This is a genomic window from Sphingomonas colocasiae (genome assembly GCF_019880585.1).
Lineage (GTDB): Bacteria > Pseudomonadota > Alphaproteobacteria > Sphingomonadales > Sphingomonadaceae > Sphingobium_A > Sphingobium_A colocasiae.
Genome location: NZ_JAINVV010000016.1, coordinates 36,769 through 53,216 on the forward strand (window position 1 = coordinate 36,769; position 16,448 = coordinate 53,216).

Genomic DNA, 16,448 nt, shown 5'->3' on the forward strand with positions numbered 1-16,448 from the left:
ATTTCGGCGTCCATCTGGGCACCGATCATCAGGGGAGACCATTGGACACGCCATGACGAAGACGACCGAGACGAACGCGCCCGAAAACAACGCTGCCGACGCCGCACCCGAAACCCGTTCGTTCGAGGCCGATGTCGCCCGGCTGCTGCACATGATGGTGCATTCGGTCTATTCGGACAAGGACGTCTTCCTGCGCGAACTGGTCTCCAACGCCGCCGATGCCTGCGAGAAACTGCGCTATGAAGGGATCGCCGATCCCGCCTTGCTCGGCGAGGATCCGCAGCCGCGCATCACCGTCACGCTCGATGCCGGCGGGCGCCGGCTGACGATCGAGGACAATGGCATCGGCATGAGCGAGGCCGAACTGGGCGAGGCGCTGGGCACGATCGCGCGATCGGGCACCAAGGCGTTCATGGACCGGATCGCGGGCGCGAAGGATGCCGAGGGCAGCCAGTTGATCGGCCAGTTCGGCGTCGGCTTCTATTCGGCCTTCATGGTGGCGGACCGGGTGGACGTGACATCGCGCCGCGCGGGGGCGGACAGCGCGGCGACCTGGTCGTCCGACGGCCTCGGCACCTATACGATCCAGCCGGCGGACATCGCCGGGGCGCCGGTGCGCGGCACGCGCGTGGAGCTGCATCTGAAGGAGGATGCAGCCGATTATGCCGACGGCTTCACCGTCGAGCGCAGGATCAAGGCGCAATCGGGCCATGTGCCGGTGCCGATCTGGCTGAAGGACACGCCCGATGCGGACGCGCGGCAGATCGCCGATGGCGCGGCTTTGTGGACGCGGCCCAAGGGCGAGATCAGCCAGGACGAATATCGCGATTTCTATCGCACCGCCGCCGGCCAGTTCGACGATCCGGCGCTGACGCTGCATTACCGCGCCGAAGGGCTGCACGAATATAATGTGCTGGCCTTCATCCCCGGCAGCCGGCCCTTCGACCTGTTCGATCCCGATCGCGCCGGGCGGATGAAACTCTATGTCCGCCGCGTCTTCATCACCGACGAGGCGCAATTGCTGCCGCGCTATCTGCGCTTCGCGCGCGGGCTGATCGATTCCGCCGACATGCCGCTCAACGTCTCGCGCGAGATGATCCAGCAGAGCCCGGTGCTCGCGGCGATCCAGAAGGGCGTGGCCAATCGGATATTGAGCGAACTCGACAAGCTCTCGGCGAGCGACGCCGGGGCCTATCTGAAGATCTGGGAGACGTTCGGCGCGGTGCTGAAGGAAGGGCTGTACGAGGATCCCAGCCGGCGCGAGGCGCTGCTGGGCCTGGCGCGCTTCCGCACCACCACCGCCGCCGGCGAATGGCGCTCGCTCAAGGATTATGCGGCGGGGCTCAAGGAGAACCAGACCGCGATCTATTACGCGATCGGCACGGATCTCGACCGGCTGGCATCCTCTCCGCAACTGGAGGGATATCGCGCGCGCGGCATCGAAGTGCTGCTGCTGACCGATCAGATCGACAGTTTCTGGGCGGCGGCGGGCGCCGAATATGAAGGCAAGCCGTTCAAATCGGTGACGCAGGGCCAGGCGGACCTGAGCCTGATCGCGCCGGCCGAGGGCGAGGCGGCGGCGCCCGCCGCATCCGAGGCGGTCGACGGTTTCATCGCCTATGTGAAGACGGTGCTGGGCGATGCGGTGTCCGACGTGCGGGCATCCGATCGGCTGACCGAAAGCGCGGTGTGCCTGGTCGCGCCCGACAATGCGATGGACCGCCAACTCGAAAAGCTGCTGGCGGGCGCCGGGCAACTGGATGCGACCGCGAAGCCGGTGCTGGAGATCAACCCGCGCCATCCGCTGATCGTGCAGCTGGGCGAGGCGGGCGAGGGCGATCTGCGCGAGGATGCGGCGCATCTGCTGTTCGACGAGGCACGCATCGCCGATGGCGAACTGCCCGCCGATCCGCGCGCCTTCTCCGCGCGGCTGGCGCGGGTGCTGGGGCGTGGGCTGGGCTGAGGCGTGGGGGCTGGGCTGAGGCGTGGGGCTGGGCTGAGGCGTGGGGCTGGGCTGAGGCGCTGGCGCGGCCTGCGGACTATCGCCCGCCGGGCAATTTTCGGGGAATGCGGCGGGGAATCATGCGCCGCATTTCCCCTCCACCACGCGACCTTGTCGCGCGGTCCCCCTCCCCATCTTCGATAGGGAGGAGATGAGCGAACGCGGGAACGCCAGACCATGTCTCGAGAGACGGAATGCGGGCTCGTTCTCCAGATCGATCGATCTTGTCGACCAGCGATCCTGGAGCAATCCATTGGGACCCATATCAGCGCTCAATACAGCTCGTTGCGCACCGCGTGATCATAATGGGCGTCGAATGCATCGGCGTCCGCATCCTGCAGGTCCGCGAGCGCGACGAGCATCTTGCCGACGGTGGGCAGCGTCGTGCGGTCGATCCGCGATTCCGGCAGCCAGAGTTTCGCGCGGTTGACCGCCTTGCCGCAGTGGAACAGCACTTCGTTGACGGCGACGACGGTCGCCGCCTTGGGCAGGCGTTCGCCCTCCTTCAGCCGGTCGAGCAGGGCGGGCTCGGTCGACACACTGGCATTGCCGTTGATGCGCAGGAACACTTCCAGCCCCGGAAACAGGAACAGCATCGCCACGCGATCATCGGCCTGGATGTTGCGCATGGATTCGATGCGGTTGTTGCCCGGCCAGTCGGCAAAGGCGACAGTGCGGGGATCGAGCACATGGACGAAGCCCGGCGGCCCGCCGCGCGGCGATGCGTCGAGCCCGCCGCTGCGGCCGGTGGCGAGGCAGAAGAAGGTGGCGATGCGCAGATAATCCGCATGATAATCGACGATGCGATCGAGCATCGCCTTTTCGATCATGGGGGAGGGTGGCGCATAGAGCGTGTCGAGATCGGGTTGGTCGGCCATGCTGGGCTCCCTGTCTGGCAAGAGAGCTTAGGCGGACGGGCTTGGCGGCTGTAGCGTGTTCATGCCAATTTATGTCAATATGGCGCCATGACCGACATGGCGCTCGATCCGGCCTTTCTCGATTCCGCGGCGGAGCCCGGCTTCTTCGTCGCGGCAGGGCGGATGGAGGGTGAGCATCTGGCGGAGCGGCACAGCCATGCGCGCGGGCAATTGTTCGGATCGAGCCGGGGCGTGCTGACCGTCGGCGTCGAGAGTGCCGTGTGGATCGTGCCCGCGATCCATGCGGTATGGCTGCCGCCGCACCATGTTCATTGGGCGCATTCGCATGGGCCGTTCGAGGGCTGGGCGGCCTATGTGTCCGAAGCCGCCTGTGCCGATCTGCCGCGCGCGCCCTGCGCGATCCGTATTTCGGGGCTGTTGAAGGAGGCGGTGCAGCGCGCGGCGGGCTGGCCGCTTGCGCCCGGAACGCCGCTCGATCCACCGGCGGCGCGGATCGGGGCGGTGGTGCTCGACGAGATCCGGACCTTGCCGCGCGAGCCGCTGGGGCTGCCCATGCCCGCCGACCCCCGGCTGATGCGCATTGCCGAGGCGCTGGCCGACGATCCCGCCGATGCGCGCGCGCTGGAGGATTGGGCGCGCTGGACGGGGGCGAGCGCACGCACGCTCAGCCGGCGCTTCGTCGCGGAAACCGGTTTCACCTTCACCGCCTGGCGCCAGCGCGTGCGGCTGCTGCGATCGCTGGAGATGCTGGCGACCGGCAGCCCGGTCACCCATGTCGCGCTCGATCTGGGCTTTTCCACGCCGAGCGCCTTCATCGCGATGTTCCGTCAGGCGTTCGGCGAAACGCCGGCCGCCTATCGGCGGCGCTTATGACGGATCGATCGCCGGAGTGTCCGGGGCCTCTTCAGTGCGACATGCCCTCCACCAGCCCGACCGCCAGCGCCTTCGCCTTGTCGTTCGGCGCTGTGCCGATGGTGAGGACGATGAAGCGCTTTTCGTCGAGGAAGACGTTCATCTGGTTGATGCCGGGCACGAAGAAGGCGAGTTTGCCGAGGCCCGGCACGTCCTCCACCGGCTTGCTGGTGAAGGCGCTCATCGCCGATGCCGTCGCCTTGCGTGCCTGCGCCATCGCTTCGGGGGTGTTGTCGTCGATCGGCGAACGCCGTGTCATCAGCCGGGCCTCGCCGCCGTTCTTGAGCAGATAGACGCATTCCGAGGTCGCCGCTTCGATCGCACTGGGCTGATGGACAAGATCCAGGCGGGTTTCGGTGACGACATCGCCCAGCGCGGTGCCGAGCGCTCCCTTGTCGAGCAGCGCGCAGGCATTGGTGGCGTCCCAGCCCCGCGCTGCCGGCGCCGTGTTCGCGGCCGTCGCGTTCGCGGCGGCGGTGTCGCCGTCCGCCGGCGTGTCGCCGCCGCAGGCGGCCAATGCCGCCATCGCGGCCAGGCTGACGATCGTCCGGTTCCTCATCGCAATCTCCCTTGTCCTTGCCGGGTTGGTTCGCGATGAGAGACGGGGAACGGACGCGAATCCGGACAGGCATGCCGGAGAATTTTGCGTTCAGCCCGCGCAGTGCATCGCGAAGGCCCAGAACAGCGCCTTTTCGGCATATTCGCTCTTCAGGTCGGCGCTGCCCTGATGGCCGCTGTCCATATCGGTCATCAGCATCGCGGGGTTGGCGCTGGTGGAACGCAGGCGGACTTCCGCCACCAGCTTGGCCGGTTCCCAATAGGCGACGCGATCGTCCTTGAGCCCGGCGGTGCAGAGCAGCGGAGGATAGGGCGCGGCGCGGACATTCTCATAGGGCGAGATCGACGCGATATAATCATAGGCCCTGGGGTCGGCGAGCGGATCGCCCCAATCGGGGCGGAACAGCGGCACCAGCGGATGGCCGGCGTCGCTCATCGTGTTGAGCATGTCGACAAAGGGCACCTGCGCGATCACGCCGCCCCAGAGATCGGGCGCGAGGTTCATGCTGCCGCCGACGAGCAGCCCGCCCGCCGACAGGCCATAGGCGACGATCCGGCCGGGCGCGGTATAGCCCCGGGCGCTGAGATGCCGAGCGGAGGCGACGAAATCGACGAAGCTGTTGCGCTTGGCGAAGCGGCGCCCGTCCAGGAACCAGCGGCGCCCCTTTTCTGATCCGCCGCGGACATGCGCGATGGCGTAGCGCCATCCCCTGTCGACCAGCGCGAGCGCCGCGACCGAGAAGAGCGGATCGCTGTTCACGCCATAGGAACCATAGCCGTACTGGAGCAGCGGCGCCCGCCCGTCGCGCGGGGCATCGCGCCGCGACAACAGGGTGATCGGCACGGTTTCGCCGTCGGGCGTGGGCGCCAACAGCCGCTCGACCCGGTAATCGTCGGGATCGAAATGCGCGACCTGCTGCTGCGCGAGCACGCGCTGCGCGCCGTCGGCAAGATCGACCGCGATCCAGCGCGGCGGCGATTTGGGCGATTGGTGGACGATGGTGATGCTGGCGGCGGCATAGGCCTGGTCCGCCGGCACCTCGATCGCATAGGCGGGATCGTCGAAGGCGATGGAGCGATCCTTGCCGTCGCGGCCGCGGATGACGAGGCGGTGGAGCCCGTCGACGCGTTCCAGCCGCGCCAGCGCCCCGGCAAAGGGATGGATCGAGAGGATCGGAACACCCGGCCGGTGCGGCACCAGAATATCGGTGACGCGGAAGCTTTCGGGATCGAGGCGCAGCAGCTTCATGTCGAACGCGTCATCGGCGTCGGTGAGCGCGACCAGTGTCCCGTCCCATTCGTCGATCTCGCAGCGCACCCCCGCCCGGCGCGGCCAGGCGATGACGGGCGTGCCGGTTTCGTCGGCGGCGGAAAGCAGCCGGATCTCCGAGGTTTCGGCGCCCGCCAGGGTGAGCGCGATGAACCCGCCGGCGGCGGTGCGGCGCACCGACATGAAGATGGCGGGATCGCTCTCCTCATAAACGAGGCGGGTTTCCCCGCTTTCGACCGAGCTGCGGTAAAGCCGGGTCGGACGGTTGTGCGCGTCGCGCCGGATCCAGAACAGCCAGCGCGAAGAAGGTGAGAAGACGAAGGCGCCATAGCCATAGGCGTCGCGATCGACGAGCGTGCGGACCTGGCCGTTCCGGTTGTCGCGCACCAGGATGCGATGGCGATCATTGCCGATCACATCCTCCGCCCAGGCGAACCAGCGCTGATCCGGGCTCGGCTGATGGCCAGTGCTGCGGAAATAGGGCTGGCCCTTGGCGCGCGCCGCGTCGTCGACCAGGATCTGGGGTTCGCCGTCCCCCGCGCGGCGATAATGGACGGGGTGGAGGGCGCCCGGTGGCACGGCAGACCAATAGGACCAGCCGTCACGCTCGATCGCGGGCGCCGCCGTCTCGGCGCCGCCGCGCGCCAGCATCGCTTCGAGCAGCTCCGCGCGCAGCGTGTCGAGCGGCTTCAGCATCGCTTCGGCATAGGCGTTCTCGTCCGCCAGCATGCGGGCGACGGGGGCGGGCAGATTGTCGCGCGTGCGTTCCCCCGTCGCGGGAACGAATTTCATCCAGTGATAGGGATCGTCGCGGGTGCGGCCGAGCTGCGCGATCGCGTGCGCGATGCGCGGCGATCGCGGCGGTGCGATCGCGGGCCAGCGGCCGGCGGCGGGCGTCGCCGCGCGTGTGCCAGGCGCCGCCAGCAGCGGCAGCGATGCCGCGCCCGCCAGGAAATGCCGCCTCGTGCTGCTTGTCGCCGCCATGCCGTCCTCTCGCTCGTCGATCGCCCTTGATGATCGCAGGATATGCGCAAGCCGCGCGCTTACCGCGCCGATCAGGCCGCGCGATCCATCGATCGGGCAAATCCGACGGCATGGCCCGATCCGGCTCGATTCTGGCCCAACCATCTCCGACACGTCGGGGGAAGCTGATAGCTTCAGCATCGGATATTCAAACCAATAAGGGAGGTGGACGATGGACTTGGCGATCAGGCGGATGCTGGCGGGCGGATTGTCGCTACTCGCGTTCGGCCATGCATCGGCGGCGATGGCGCAGGCCACGCAGGACGCCGGCACGATCGATGACAGCGAGATCATCGTGACCGCGACCAAGCGCGAGGAATCGGTGCGCGACGTGACGGGTTCGATCAGCGCGGTGAGCCAGGCGACGCTGCAGCGGCTGAACGCGCAGAGCCTGGCCGATTACATCACGCGCATCCCCGGCGTGGTCTTCAACGATTACCAGCCCGGCGTATCCGAAGTGGTGATCCGCGGCGTGGCATCGACCACCTATCACGAGGCCAACCAGACCACGACCGGCTATTATCTCAACCAGGTGCCGCTGATCGAGCCCGGCTTTCCGCTCGTCATCCCCGATGTCGACAGTTTCGACGTCAATCGCGTCGAAGTGCTGCGCGGGCCGCAGGGCACCTTGTTCGGATCCTCGTCGCTGGGCGGTGCGGTCAACTATGTCGTCAACGAAGCCGATGCCGGCCGCTTCGACGCCGGGTTCGAGGGCAATCTCGCGAGCACGCGGCGCGCGGGCGGTGCGGTCAATTATGGCGTGAAGGCGATGGTGAACCTGCCGATCGTCGACGACCGGCTGGCCGTGCGCCTGGTCGCGCTCCAGCGCGTCGATGCGGGCTATCTGAACAATGCGGCACTGGGCAAGAAGGGCAGCAACGACCTGCGCGTGCGCGGCCTGCGCGGATCGATCGTATTCACGCCGACGGAGACGACGCGCATCTCCGCGCTCAGCATGTACCAGGAATATGACCTGGACGATCAGACCTATGTGTTCGTGCTGCCCGGCCGCAATTACGAGCGGCCCAATACCGAGGCCGAATATCAGGATACCGATTTCCTGATGCACAGCCTGAAGCTGGAGCAGGAACTGGGCTTCGCCACGCTGACCGCGATCGGCAGCTATACCGAGAAGCATTCGAGCGTGCTGTTCGATTATTCGCTGGGTGCGTTCGATGGGCGCACGGGCACGCCGATCCTGGGCATCGGATCGGGCAAGTCCAGGACGCGCTATGCCGAGCTGCGGCTGGCGTCGCCGGGGGAGGGGCGTTTCCGCTGGCTGATCGGCGCCAATTATTCGCACATGCGCGCCAATGGCGATGACGGGCTCTATCTGGAAGGGATCGGCCGCTATATCGACGCGCATCCCGGCGATTATGGCGGCCACGCGGGCAATGTGATCGCGCCCGGCGATTTCTATTCGCGGTCCAGCTATGCCAGCCGGGTCAGCGAAAAGGCGGTGTTCGGCGAGGTCTCGTTCGATTTCACGCCGCAATTGACGTTGACGCTGGGCGGGCGCGGTTTCGAATATCGCACGCGGCCGAGCGCGCAACTGCTGCCCAACGCCAATCTTGTGCCGGCCTTCAACTACGAACCGCCGGCGGACAAGCAGTCCGGCTTCATTCCCAAGGCGTCGCTCAGCTTCAAACCCAATGACGACATCAAGATCTATGCGCTGTATTCGGAAGGTTTCCGCATCGGCGGCATCAACGTGTTCGCGCTGCCCTTTCCCAACCTGCCGCTCACCTTCGGCAACGACAGCACCAAGAATTACGAGCTGGGCGCGCGTTTCGACCTGATCGGGCGGACATTGTCGCTGGACGTCACCGCCTATCATATCGACTGGGGCAACATCCAGGCACGGCTGTTCGCGCCCAATGACTATGGTTACACGGTGAACGGCGGCGGCGCCGCGATCGACGGCGTCGAACTGAGCCTGACGATGCGGCCGACGCGCAACCTGACCTTCGCCTCCAACATCTCGTACAACGACGCGCGCCTGTCGTCGCTGCTGCCCGACAGTTTCGCGCCCGGCGGCGGTTATGCCAAGGGAACGCGGCTGCCCGGCGCGTCCGAATGGACGATCTCGAACACGCTGGACCTGAGCTTTCCCGAATGGCGGCTGAAGCCGCGTTTCGGCATCGCGCATCGCTATCTCTCCAGCGCGCCGGTGGCGTTCGGCGCGACGCTGGAGCGCGGCGATTTCCATATCATCGACCTGAATGCGTCGGTGACGTTGGCCGAGCGGATCGAACTGGGCCTGTTCGCGAAGAATCTGTTCGATCAATATGGCCTGCTCAACGCACCATTCTCGTTCGCGGGATCGGTGACGCGGCCGCGCACGGTGGGCGCCAGCCTGCGTTTCGACCTGAACTGACGACGTGTACCGGGATGCGCCGAGTTCGACTCATCGCATCCCGTTCAAGCCCGCGCGGCGCTTGAGCGTTCCAGGGTGCGGATGCGTCAGCATCCCCGCATCCTGGCATGGGCGCCGTCTCCCGATCGGGGGGGCAGCGTTTCCCGGCACCCCGTGCCCCGTCATTCGGGCCGGATATCGTGCCGAAAGGGCCAGCGCCCGTTCCTCCGCTGGCCATGGCGGGATTTGGCCTATATGATCGGATCAGCGGACATTCATGGGAAACGGGCCATGAAACACAGCATCGACGTGTTGATCAACGATCGGCCGGTGATCGCCTTGCGCGACGAATATCCGGCGGGATTCGTCGATCCGATGCACAGCCACGATCATGTGCAGATCCTTTACGGCTCGGCCGGGGTGATGTCTGTCCGGACGCCGGAGACCAGCTTCGTGATCCCGCCGCAGCGCGCGGTATGGCTGCCGGCGGGCGTGCCGCACGAAGTGGCGTGTCGCGGGCCGGTATCGCTGCGCACGCTCTATCTGCCCGCCGACGGGCGCGGGGGCGATCGCTGCCGGATCTTCGAGGTGTCCAACCTGCTGAAGGCGCTGATCCTGGAAGTGGTGGATTTTCCGCCGCTCTACGATGTCGACGGGCGCGAGGGGCGGATCATCGCGATGCTGCTGGAGGAGATGGGGCGCATGCCCAATGCGCCTTATCAGGTGGCGATGCCCATCGATCCCCGGCTGCTGCGGGTATGCAACGCGATCCTCGCCGATCCCTCCGATCCGCGCGATATCGATGACTGGGCGGGCGTCGCGGCGATGGGGCGGCGGACCTTCACCCGCGCCTTCAAGGAGGAAACGGGCATGGGGCTGGCGGTGTGGCGCCAGCAGGTGCGGCTGATGGAGGCACTGTCGCTGCTGGCGGCGGGCGCATCGATCACGCAGGTGACCTATGAGGTGGGCTATGACAGCCCCAGCGGCTTCGCCGCGATGTTCCGCCGCGCATTCGGCGTGCCGCCCAGCCAGTATCTCAAGCACGAGACGGGCGAGGGCGGGGGAGAGGCGGGGCCCGCGCTTGTGCGTCCACGCGTGCGCGGGCGGGCGACCGTGGAGGCATGAGGCCGCGCCGTCAGTCGGGGTTTTCCGGCCGAGGCGTACGCCAGTCCGAAGCCTGGCCGATCGGCGCGGTGACGATGCGGGCGGCATTCGCACACTGGACCGCCCAACCATCCTATGGCGAGCGATCCCGCTTTCCGGCATATGAAGGTGATGGCCAATGAATTGCGTCCGCCGCGGCTAGCGGTCCTGATTGATGCCGACAACGCCTCGCCCAGGATCGCGGCCGGACTTTTCCCGGAGATCGCGAAGATCGGCGAAGCGAGCGTGCGCCGGATCTATGGCGATTTCTCGGCGCCGAGGCTCAAGGGCTGGATCGACGTGCTTGCCACTTATGCCATCATGCCTCATCAAAATTTTGCTTATACGTCGGGAAAAAACGCGTCCGATATCGCTCTGGTGATCGATGCCATGGATCTGCTGCACAGCGGCCGCTTCGACGGCTTCTGCCTGATATCGTCGGACAGCGACTTTACGCGGCTGGCCGCGCGCATCCGCGAACAGGGTCTGGACGTCTATGGCTTTGGGGAACAGAAAACGCCGGAGAGCTTCCGGCAGGCGTGCCGCCGCTTCATTTACACCGAAAACCTGCTTCCCGAAGCGCCTGCGCCGGCGGCGCCTGACAAGCCCGATGCGCGGCCGGCTTCCCTGACCCGCCCACCCGCGCAGGCGGTGCAGTTGATCAGGGCGGCGATGGCCCAGCTTGAGGATGACGAGGGATGGGTTGCTCTGGGCGGAGTCGGGCAGCGGCTTGCCGTGCTCAATTCGGATTTTGATCCGCGCACCTATGGTTTCGCCAAGCTCGGCGATCTTGTGGAGAGGACGGGTAGCTTCGAGATCGATCGTCGGCAGGGACGCGGCGTCTATATCCGCACCAAGACGGCGAAACGAAAGCCGGGTGCCGGATAAGAGAGCAGCGTGAGCGGTTTCGCAGGCAGGATCATGCGACCCGCGGCGCACCAAGATCGGCGAGCGGGGGCCGGCCCTGCCGGTAATGCGCCGCCGCGCGCGCCGGATCCAGGCCGAGCTGGGCAAGCTCGCGGATCTTGCGGAGCAGCAACAGGCTGGGCGGCGCGCTGATCTCGCGCACGCTGTCGCTCAGCAGATTGCGGGTGAGCACGGTCCATCGATTGCCCGCCAGCCGCGTCACCATGTTTTCGGCCTGGAGCGCATGCACCTGCCGCCAGGCGGTGGCGTAGGGAATCGAGAGCGCCGCCGCCAGTTCGCGCAGCGATGTGCCGATGCGGAGTTCGTCCGGCGGAATCTCGTTGGCGTAGCGGCGGGCGAGCACGGGATCGTGGGTGACGGTGCGGACCGCCACGACCGTCAGCGCGCCCCACAGCAGAAAGGCGAGCAGGCTGCTGCCGACGGGCCGGTAGGTGTCGATAGGCATCAGCAATATGTCGAGCGAGCGGCCGATGACGTCGCCGATGGTGAATTGGGGCGCCGTGCCGACCGTGAGATCGATATCGCAGGTCGCATGCACATCCTCGATCAGCCGCAGCAACAGATCGTGGACGCCCAGATAATAACGTTCGACCAGCGCCAGATTGTCGGCGGTGGCGGCAAGCGATACCCCCTGTGCGGACAGCGTGAACACGCCGCGATCGCGCAGCAGGTTCACATGGCGCCGCGTCGTTTCCGGGGGATCGCCCAATGACAGGGCCATGCTGCGCATCGTGATTGCGCGTGTCGGCACGGCGGGGCATGCAAGCACCCCATCGGCCGTCCAGTCCGGCAGGCAGACGCGCGCGACGATGCCGAGCTTCACGCCCAGCATCGGTTCGTCGGGCAGCAAGGCGGAGGTCAGCCGGTTCGAGGCCATCGCCATTTCGGCCCGCAATCGCGTGAGTTGCCGCAGTGGCGGATCGATGCTTGAACCGGGCACGGCTACGATCTGCCCTATCGTCCGGCGGGCGTCCAGCATTGCGGCCGGGCAAGGCGGCGCCTGCCCGGAAACGGGACGGATCGTCAATTATCCATTTTGGGGCGCTTGGGGATTCACCCCATGACATCGGGCGGTTAACGGAGAACGAAGCGGGAGCGGGTTGGGGCCGTGCCGCGATTCGCAGGGGAGCGGTGCGCCGGTGGGGGGCGGACCGCAACTCGGTGGGGGAACATGTCTGGTCGAGCAGAAATGCCTTGGCGCGCGTGGGGGCGCGACGGGCATTCGCCGCAGGGCTGCCCGCACCAGTGCGGCTCCGGCGGCCGATGGCCGCCGGAGCGTCGCCCTGAACCTTCGAGCCCCTGAACCTTCGAACGCTGAACCTTTGAGATTTCCGACCAGGCGTCGCGGGTTTGGCCGCGAGGCGCCGTTGCCCGTTCGGCATTCATTCTGCCTCGGTCGCGTCCGGCATGAGGTGCCATGGCGGACGATCGCGGCGGGATAGCCGCGCCGCCCGGCCCATGAATCCGCGACCGGAAATCCCCGGGGCTGCGTCGATTCCGATCTTCCCACCCCATCCCCCTTTTTGTTGACTGTGGGGGAGGACGTGCCCGGTGCATGTATCCAGACAGCGGCGTGTGACCCGGCGATGCGGGGGCCGTTGAAACGATCGGCCCGGCGCCACCTGCAGGCAGGTGCGACCAGAGGCCGGTGAGGGACGGCCCGTCGTGGCCGAAAGGGAGGCAGGCAATGAACGAGGGAATCAAAAGGGGGCTGCTCGCATGCGCGGCGGGCGCGGTGCTGACGCAGATGATCGCGGCCGGGCCGGTTCGGGCCCAGGCGGCGGGCGGGGCCATGGGCGCGGCGGAAGCGGCGGACAGCAACGAGATCATCGTCACCGCGCGCAAGCAATCGGAGAATATCCGGGACATTCCCGACACCATCCAGGCCTTTTCCGCTGCCTCGCTGGAACAGGCGGGTGTGGAATCGGTGAGCGACCTGACCCAGATGGTATCGGGTTTCCGCATCGTCGAGGCGCAGCAGCCCGGCGTGGTGGTGATCAACATCCGCGGCATCGGCCAGGTGCGCAACGGCGAATCCCCCGTGGCGGTGGTGGTCGACGGCGTGCAGCAGAATTCGCCCAACCAGATCACCCAGGACCTGTTCGATATCGAGCGGATCGAGGTGCTGAAGGGGCCGCAGGGCGCGCTTTACGGCCGCAACGCCATCGGCGGCGCGATCAATATCGTGACCAGGGCGCCCAGCGACAGTTTCAGCGGCAGCGCCGAGCTCGGCTATGCCGAGGGCGACGAGTTCCGCGCCAAGGCATCGGTTTCCGCGCCGCTGGGCGAGAAGGCCGGTTTCCGGCTGGCGGGCAGCTATCTGAACCGCGACGGCCAGATCACCAACGCGACGCTGAACGAGAAGGTCGATTTCGACGAGAGCTGGGCGGTGCGCGGCGCGCTGCTGCTGGAACCCGTGGAGGCCGTGAAGATCGATCTGCGGGGCAGCTATTACGATCAGGAAGCCGGTGCATCCTGGTATCGCAGCGGCCCCGCCAACAGCCCGCGCGAGCCGGTGGTGGGCAATCTGCTGGGCAAGGCCAAGCGCAAGCTGGGCGATCTTTCCGCCAAGCTGGATGTCGATCTCGGCAGCGTCGCGCTCACCTCCGTCACGGCATGGTCTTCGGTCAAGTCGGACCTGTTCGAGGAACTCGACTGGGAGCCGCTGGACCTGGTCGCCGCCACCCAGACGCTGAACGTGAAGGCGTGGAGCGAGGAATTGCGGCTTTCGTCGAACACCGGCGGATCCGCGCTGCGCTGGATGGCCGGGCTCTATTATCTCCATACCGAACGGACGCTGGACACCGCCATCTATCTGGGCACCGATCTGACCGGGCTGCCCGCGCACATCCTGGGATCGCGGCTGATCGCCCAGGACGACAACGACGCCTATGCGGCGTTCGGCCAGGTCAATTACAAGCTGACCGACGCGCTCGAACTGACCGCGGCGCTGCGCTACGATATCGATCGCCGTCGCCAGCAGGACCTGTCTCCGCCGGTGGCGGCGGTGCCGCCCGGCTTCAAGGCGACCTACAAGTCGCTCCAGCCCAAATTCTCGCTCGCCTACAGCTTCCCCGGCGGCACGCTGGCCTATGCGACCATGGCCAAGGGCTTCCGCAGCGGCGGCTTCAACTCGAACGATGTGGTGACGCGCGAGTTCAAGAAGGAGGAACTGTGGAATTATGAGCTTGGCTTCAAGACCATGCTGGCAGACCGGGCCATCTATCTGAACGGCGCGATCTTCTACACCGACATCACCGATCGCCAGGTCTTCGGGCTCGATCTCAGCACCGCGCCCGCCCAGTTCATCGCCAATCCCATTCCCAAATCGAGTGTCTGGGGCGCGGAACTCGAACTGACCGCGCGCCCGGCAAAGGGGCTGGAACTGTCGATGGGGGGCAGCCTGCTCGACACCAAGATCAACAGCTATGACACGAGCGTGTTCGCGGGCACGGCGGCGAACGGCGATTTCAAGGGCAACAAGCTGAACCAGGTGCCGCGCTATACGCTCAACGCCGCGGCGCAATACACCGCCGAGATCGGCAGCGGCAAGCTGATCTCCCGCATCGACGTTTCCGGCTGGGGCGGCGATTATTATTGGGAGATCGACAATGCCGACAAGCAGGATCCGGTGTGGCTGGTCAATGCCCGGCTGACCTGGGCGATCGGCGATGTCGAACTGACCGCCTTTGCGCGCAACCTGTTCGATCGCCGCTACGACCTGGAATTCGTGCCGGTCAATTTCGCGGGCACCATCACCGGTCAGGACCTGGGGGCGGCGGCGCCGCCGCGCCAGATCGGCGCGAGTGTGAAGGTCAAATTCTAATCCATTGCAGTGAAGCGGTTTTCCGGAAGGTTGGGCGGTCTCGTCCGACGCCGGGAGCCGCCTGAAGGAGAATGCGTGATGAGCAGCGAAACGCTGGAAGCCGAGCCGTCATCCCCGCGCAAGCGCGAACGCCGGCGGCTGACGCGGCCCGTGCCGATGGAAGGCGACAATGGCGTGTTCAGCCAGACCTGGTTCCCGATCGCGCTGTCGAGCGAGGTGGAAACGGGGCAGGTGATCGGCCGTGATTTCCTGGACGGCCGGGTGGTGCTGTTCCGGGGCGAGAACGGCAAGGTGACGGTGGCCAGCGCCTATTGCCCGCATGTCGGCGCCGATCTGTCGGTGGGCGCGGTCGTCGGCAACAATATCCAGTGCGCCTTCCACAAATGGGAATATGATCAGGAAGGCTGGGTGGCGAAGACCGGGGTGGGCGATCCGCCGCCGCCGGCCGCCTGCCTCTATGTCTTTCCCTCGCAGGAGCGGTTCGGCATCATCTGGGCCTTCAACGGCGACGAGCCGTTATGGGACCTGTTCGATTTCGAATTTCCCGACGAGGAACTGGAATTCCGCCCGTTCAAGACCGACACCTATACATGCGACCCCTGGATCTTCGCGGCGAACACCCCCGATATCCAGCATATCAAGGCGGTGCACGGCATCCGCTTCAAGATCCCCGATCCGCACGATGCGGTGGAATGGGAACCCTATGGCTTCCGCATGCGGATCGAGGCCATCCACCAGATGGGCGAGGAGCTCGACTGGAATGTCGGCATCCGCGGCACATCCACCTTCGTGCAGGAAGGATCGGTGGACGGATGGTGGATGGGCGTGGCGGCGGGGTTTGCCTGCCCCCGGCCCGGCATCCATATCGTCTTCCTCGCCATCGCGGTGAAGAAGGGCGACGGCACGCCCGCGGGCGACAAGCTGGTCCAGGAGCGGCTGACCTTCGGCGCCGAGCTGCTGGCGCGCACCGCGCAGGAGGACAAGCCGATCCTCGACACCATCCATTACAAGCCCGGCGCGCTGACGCGCGGCGACACGAGCCTGGCGCGCTGGCTGGACCTGGTGCGCAACTATCCGCGCGCCCACCCATCCAGGGACTTCATAAACTGAGGGAAGATCATGACCGATATCGAGAAGAACAAAGCTGTTATCCATCGTTTCTGGCATGCGATCGCAAGCCGTGACGTCGACGCCTATCTCGCCACCTTCGCGCCCGGCGCGGTGGCGCGCGATCCGGTGAGCCAGCCGCCGCTGGAGACGGAGGCGCAGCGCCGCGCCTATCTGGAAGGGATATTGGGCGGGCTGGACGATATCCGCGTCTCGATCGATTTCCTGACGAGCTGCGGCGATCACACCGCCAGCAAATGGACGGTGAAGGCGAAATCCGCCGCCGACGGGTCGGATGTGGTGCTGGAAGGGATCGATACCGCCCGCCATGGCGAGGATGGGTTGATCGTGGAGCTTTACGGTTATTTTTGAATCGCTTTTGAATGGATGGTGATAACTTCATCGAAGGCTGCCGGCGGCTTGGGATGAGCGATCCAGTGGCGATG

General features: G+C 66.3%; 12 protein-coding genes. 8 read left to right on the forward strand and 4 right to left on the reverse strand.

What is annotated here, in order from left to right:
- Nucleotides 1-52 precede the first annotated feature (52 nt).
- On the forward strand, nt 53-1,963 hold the full coding sequence (gene htpG / locus K7G82_RS28795) for a molecular chaperone HtpG (RefSeq protein WP_222993904.1): 1,911 nt from the start codon (nt 53-55) through the stop codon (nt 1,961-1,963).
- A 311-nt stretch (nt 1,964-2,274) separates the two neighbouring features.
- Here the strand turns inward: htpG and K7G82_RS28800 are convergent, their stop codons facing one another.
- The gene (locus tag K7G82_RS28800; RefSeq protein WP_222993906.1) at nt 2,275-2,880 is read right to left on the reverse strand and encodes a pyridoxamine 5'-phosphate oxidase family protein; all 606 of its coding nucleotides are present in this window, start codon (nt 2,878-2,880) and stop codon (nt 2,275-2,277) included.
- Nucleotides 2,881-2,967: 87 nt separating this feature from the next.
- Here K7G82_RS28800 and K7G82_RS28805 point away from each other — a divergent pair, with 87 nt between their 5' ends.
- Nucleotides 2,968-3,753 carry an AraC family transcriptional regulator gene (locus tag K7G82_RS28805; RefSeq protein ID WP_246623974.1) on the forward strand — a complete coding sequence of 262 codons (786 nt, stop codon included), beginning with the start codon at nt 2,968-2,970 and terminating at the stop codon, nt 3,751-3,753.
- Nucleotides 3,754-3,784: 31 nt separating this feature from the next.
- Here the strand turns inward: K7G82_RS28805 and K7G82_RS28810 are convergent, their stop codons facing one another.
- Both K7G82_RS28810 and K7G82_RS28815 read right to left on the reverse strand, forming a co-directional pair.
- Nucleotides 3,785-4,351 carry a hypothetical protein gene (locus tag K7G82_RS28810; RefSeq protein WP_222993908.1) on the reverse strand — a complete coding sequence of 189 codons (567 nt, stop codon included), beginning with the start codon at nt 4,349-4,351 and terminating at the stop codon, nt 3,785-3,787.
- Between the two features lie 90 nt (nt 4,352-4,441).
- Nucleotides 4,442-6,604 (reverse strand): S9 family peptidase, encoded by a 2,163-nt coding sequence (locus tag K7G82_RS28815; RefSeq protein ID WP_222993910.1) that lies wholly within the window; start codon nt 6,602-6,604, stop codon nt 4,442-4,444.
- Between the two features lie 211 nt (nt 6,605-6,815).
- Between K7G82_RS28815 and K7G82_RS28820 the strand changes: the two genes are divergently transcribed.
- From K7G82_RS28820 to K7G82_RS28830, 3 genes are all read left to right on the forward strand, one after another.
- Nucleotides 6,816-9,020, forward strand: coding sequence for a TonB-dependent receptor (locus K7G82_RS28820; RefSeq protein WP_246623975.1), 2,205 nt, complete (start codon nt 6,816-6,818; stop codon nt 9,018-9,020).
- Between the two features lie 270 nt (nt 9,021-9,290).
- Nucleotides 9,291-10,124 (forward strand): AraC family transcriptional regulator, encoded by an 834-nt coding sequence (locus tag K7G82_RS28825; protein ID WP_222993912.1) that lies wholly within the window; start codon nt 9,291-9,293, stop codon nt 10,122-10,124.
- Nucleotides 10,125-10,274: 150 nt separating this feature from the next.
- Entirely contained in the window at nt 10,275-11,030 is a 756-nt protein-coding gene (locus K7G82_RS28830; protein ID WP_222993973.1) for an NYN domain-containing protein, read from the forward strand.
- Nucleotides 11,031-11,061: 31 nt separating this feature from the next.
- Here K7G82_RS28830 and K7G82_RS28835 read toward each other — a convergent pair whose 3' ends face one another.
- Complete coding sequence (locus K7G82_RS28835) at nt 11,062-11,952, reverse strand: hypothetical protein (protein ID WP_222993914.1); 891 nt, start codon at nt 11,950-11,952, stop codon at nt 11,062-11,064.
- A gap of 804 nt (nt 11,953-12,756) precedes the next feature.
- On the opposite strand from K7G82_RS28835, the gene K7G82_RS28840 reads away from it, so the two are divergent.
- From K7G82_RS28840 to K7G82_RS28850, 3 genes are all read left to right on the forward strand, one after another.
- Nucleotides 12,757-14,895, forward strand: a complete 2,139-nt coding sequence (locus tag K7G82_RS28840; protein WP_246623976.1) for a TonB-dependent receptor — start codon at nt 12,757-12,759, stop codon at nt 14,893-14,895.
- Between the two features lie 78 nt (nt 14,896-14,973).
- Nucleotides 14,974-16,005: an aromatic ring-hydroxylating oxygenase subunit alpha gene (locus tag K7G82_RS28845; RefSeq protein WP_222993916.1), complete on the forward strand. Its 1,032-nt coding sequence runs from the start codon at nt 14,974-14,976 to the stop codon at nt 16,003-16,005.
- Nucleotides 16,006-16,014: 9 nt separating this feature from the next.
- Nucleotides 16,015-16,374 (forward strand): nuclear transport factor 2 family protein, encoded by a 360-nt coding sequence (locus K7G82_RS28850; RefSeq protein ID WP_222993918.1) that lies wholly within the window; start codon nt 16,015-16,017, stop codon nt 16,372-16,374.
- Nucleotides 16,375-16,448: the final 74 nt, after the last annotated feature.

What these genes read in the sequence shown, in the direction of transcription:
- htpG (WP_222993904.1), top strand. Translation starts at nt 53, where the DNA reads ATGACGAAGACGACCGAGACGAACGCGCCCGAAAACAACGCTGCCGAC.
- K7G82_RS28800 (WP_222993906.1), bottom strand. Translation starts at nt 2,880, where the DNA reads ATGGCCGACCAACCCGATCTCGACACGCTCTATGCGCCACCCTCCCCC.
- K7G82_RS28805 (WP_246623974.1), top strand. Translation starts at nt 2,968, where the DNA reads ATGACCGACATGGCGCTCGATCCGGCCTTTCTCGATTCCGCGGCGGAG.
- K7G82_RS28810 (WP_222993908.1), bottom strand. Translation starts at nt 4,351, where the DNA reads ATGAGGAACCGGACGATCGTCAGCCTGGCCGCGATGGCGGCATTGGCC.
- K7G82_RS28815 (WP_222993910.1), bottom strand. Translation starts at nt 6,604, where the DNA reads ATGGCGGCGACAAGCAGCACGAGGCGGCATTTCCTGGCGGGCGCGGCA.
- K7G82_RS28820 (WP_246623975.1), top strand. Translation starts at nt 6,816, where the DNA reads ATGGACTTGGCGATCAGGCGGATGCTGGCGGGCGGATTGTCGCTACTC.
- K7G82_RS28825 (WP_222993912.1), top strand. Translation starts at nt 9,291, where the DNA reads ATGAAACACAGCATCGACGTGTTGATCAACGATCGGCCGGTGATCGCC.
- K7G82_RS28830 (WP_222993973.1), top strand. Translation starts at nt 10,275, where the DNA reads ATGGCCAATGAATTGCGTCCGCCGCGGCTAGCGGTCCTGATTGATGCC.
- K7G82_RS28835 (WP_222993914.1), bottom strand. Translation starts at nt 11,952, where the DNA reads ATGGCGATGGCCTCGAACCGGCTGACCTCCGCCTTGCTGCCCGACGAA.
- K7G82_RS28840 (WP_246623976.1), top strand. Translation starts at nt 12,757, where the DNA reads ATGAACGAGGGAATCAAAAGGGGGCTGCTCGCATGCGCGGCGGGCGCG.
- K7G82_RS28845 (WP_222993916.1), top strand. Translation starts at nt 14,974, where the DNA reads ATGAGCAGCGAAACGCTGGAAGCCGAGCCGTCATCCCCGCGCAAGCGC.
- K7G82_RS28850 (WP_222993918.1), top strand. Translation starts at nt 16,015, where the DNA reads ATGACCGATATCGAGAAGAACAAAGCTGTTATCCATCGTTTCTGGCAT.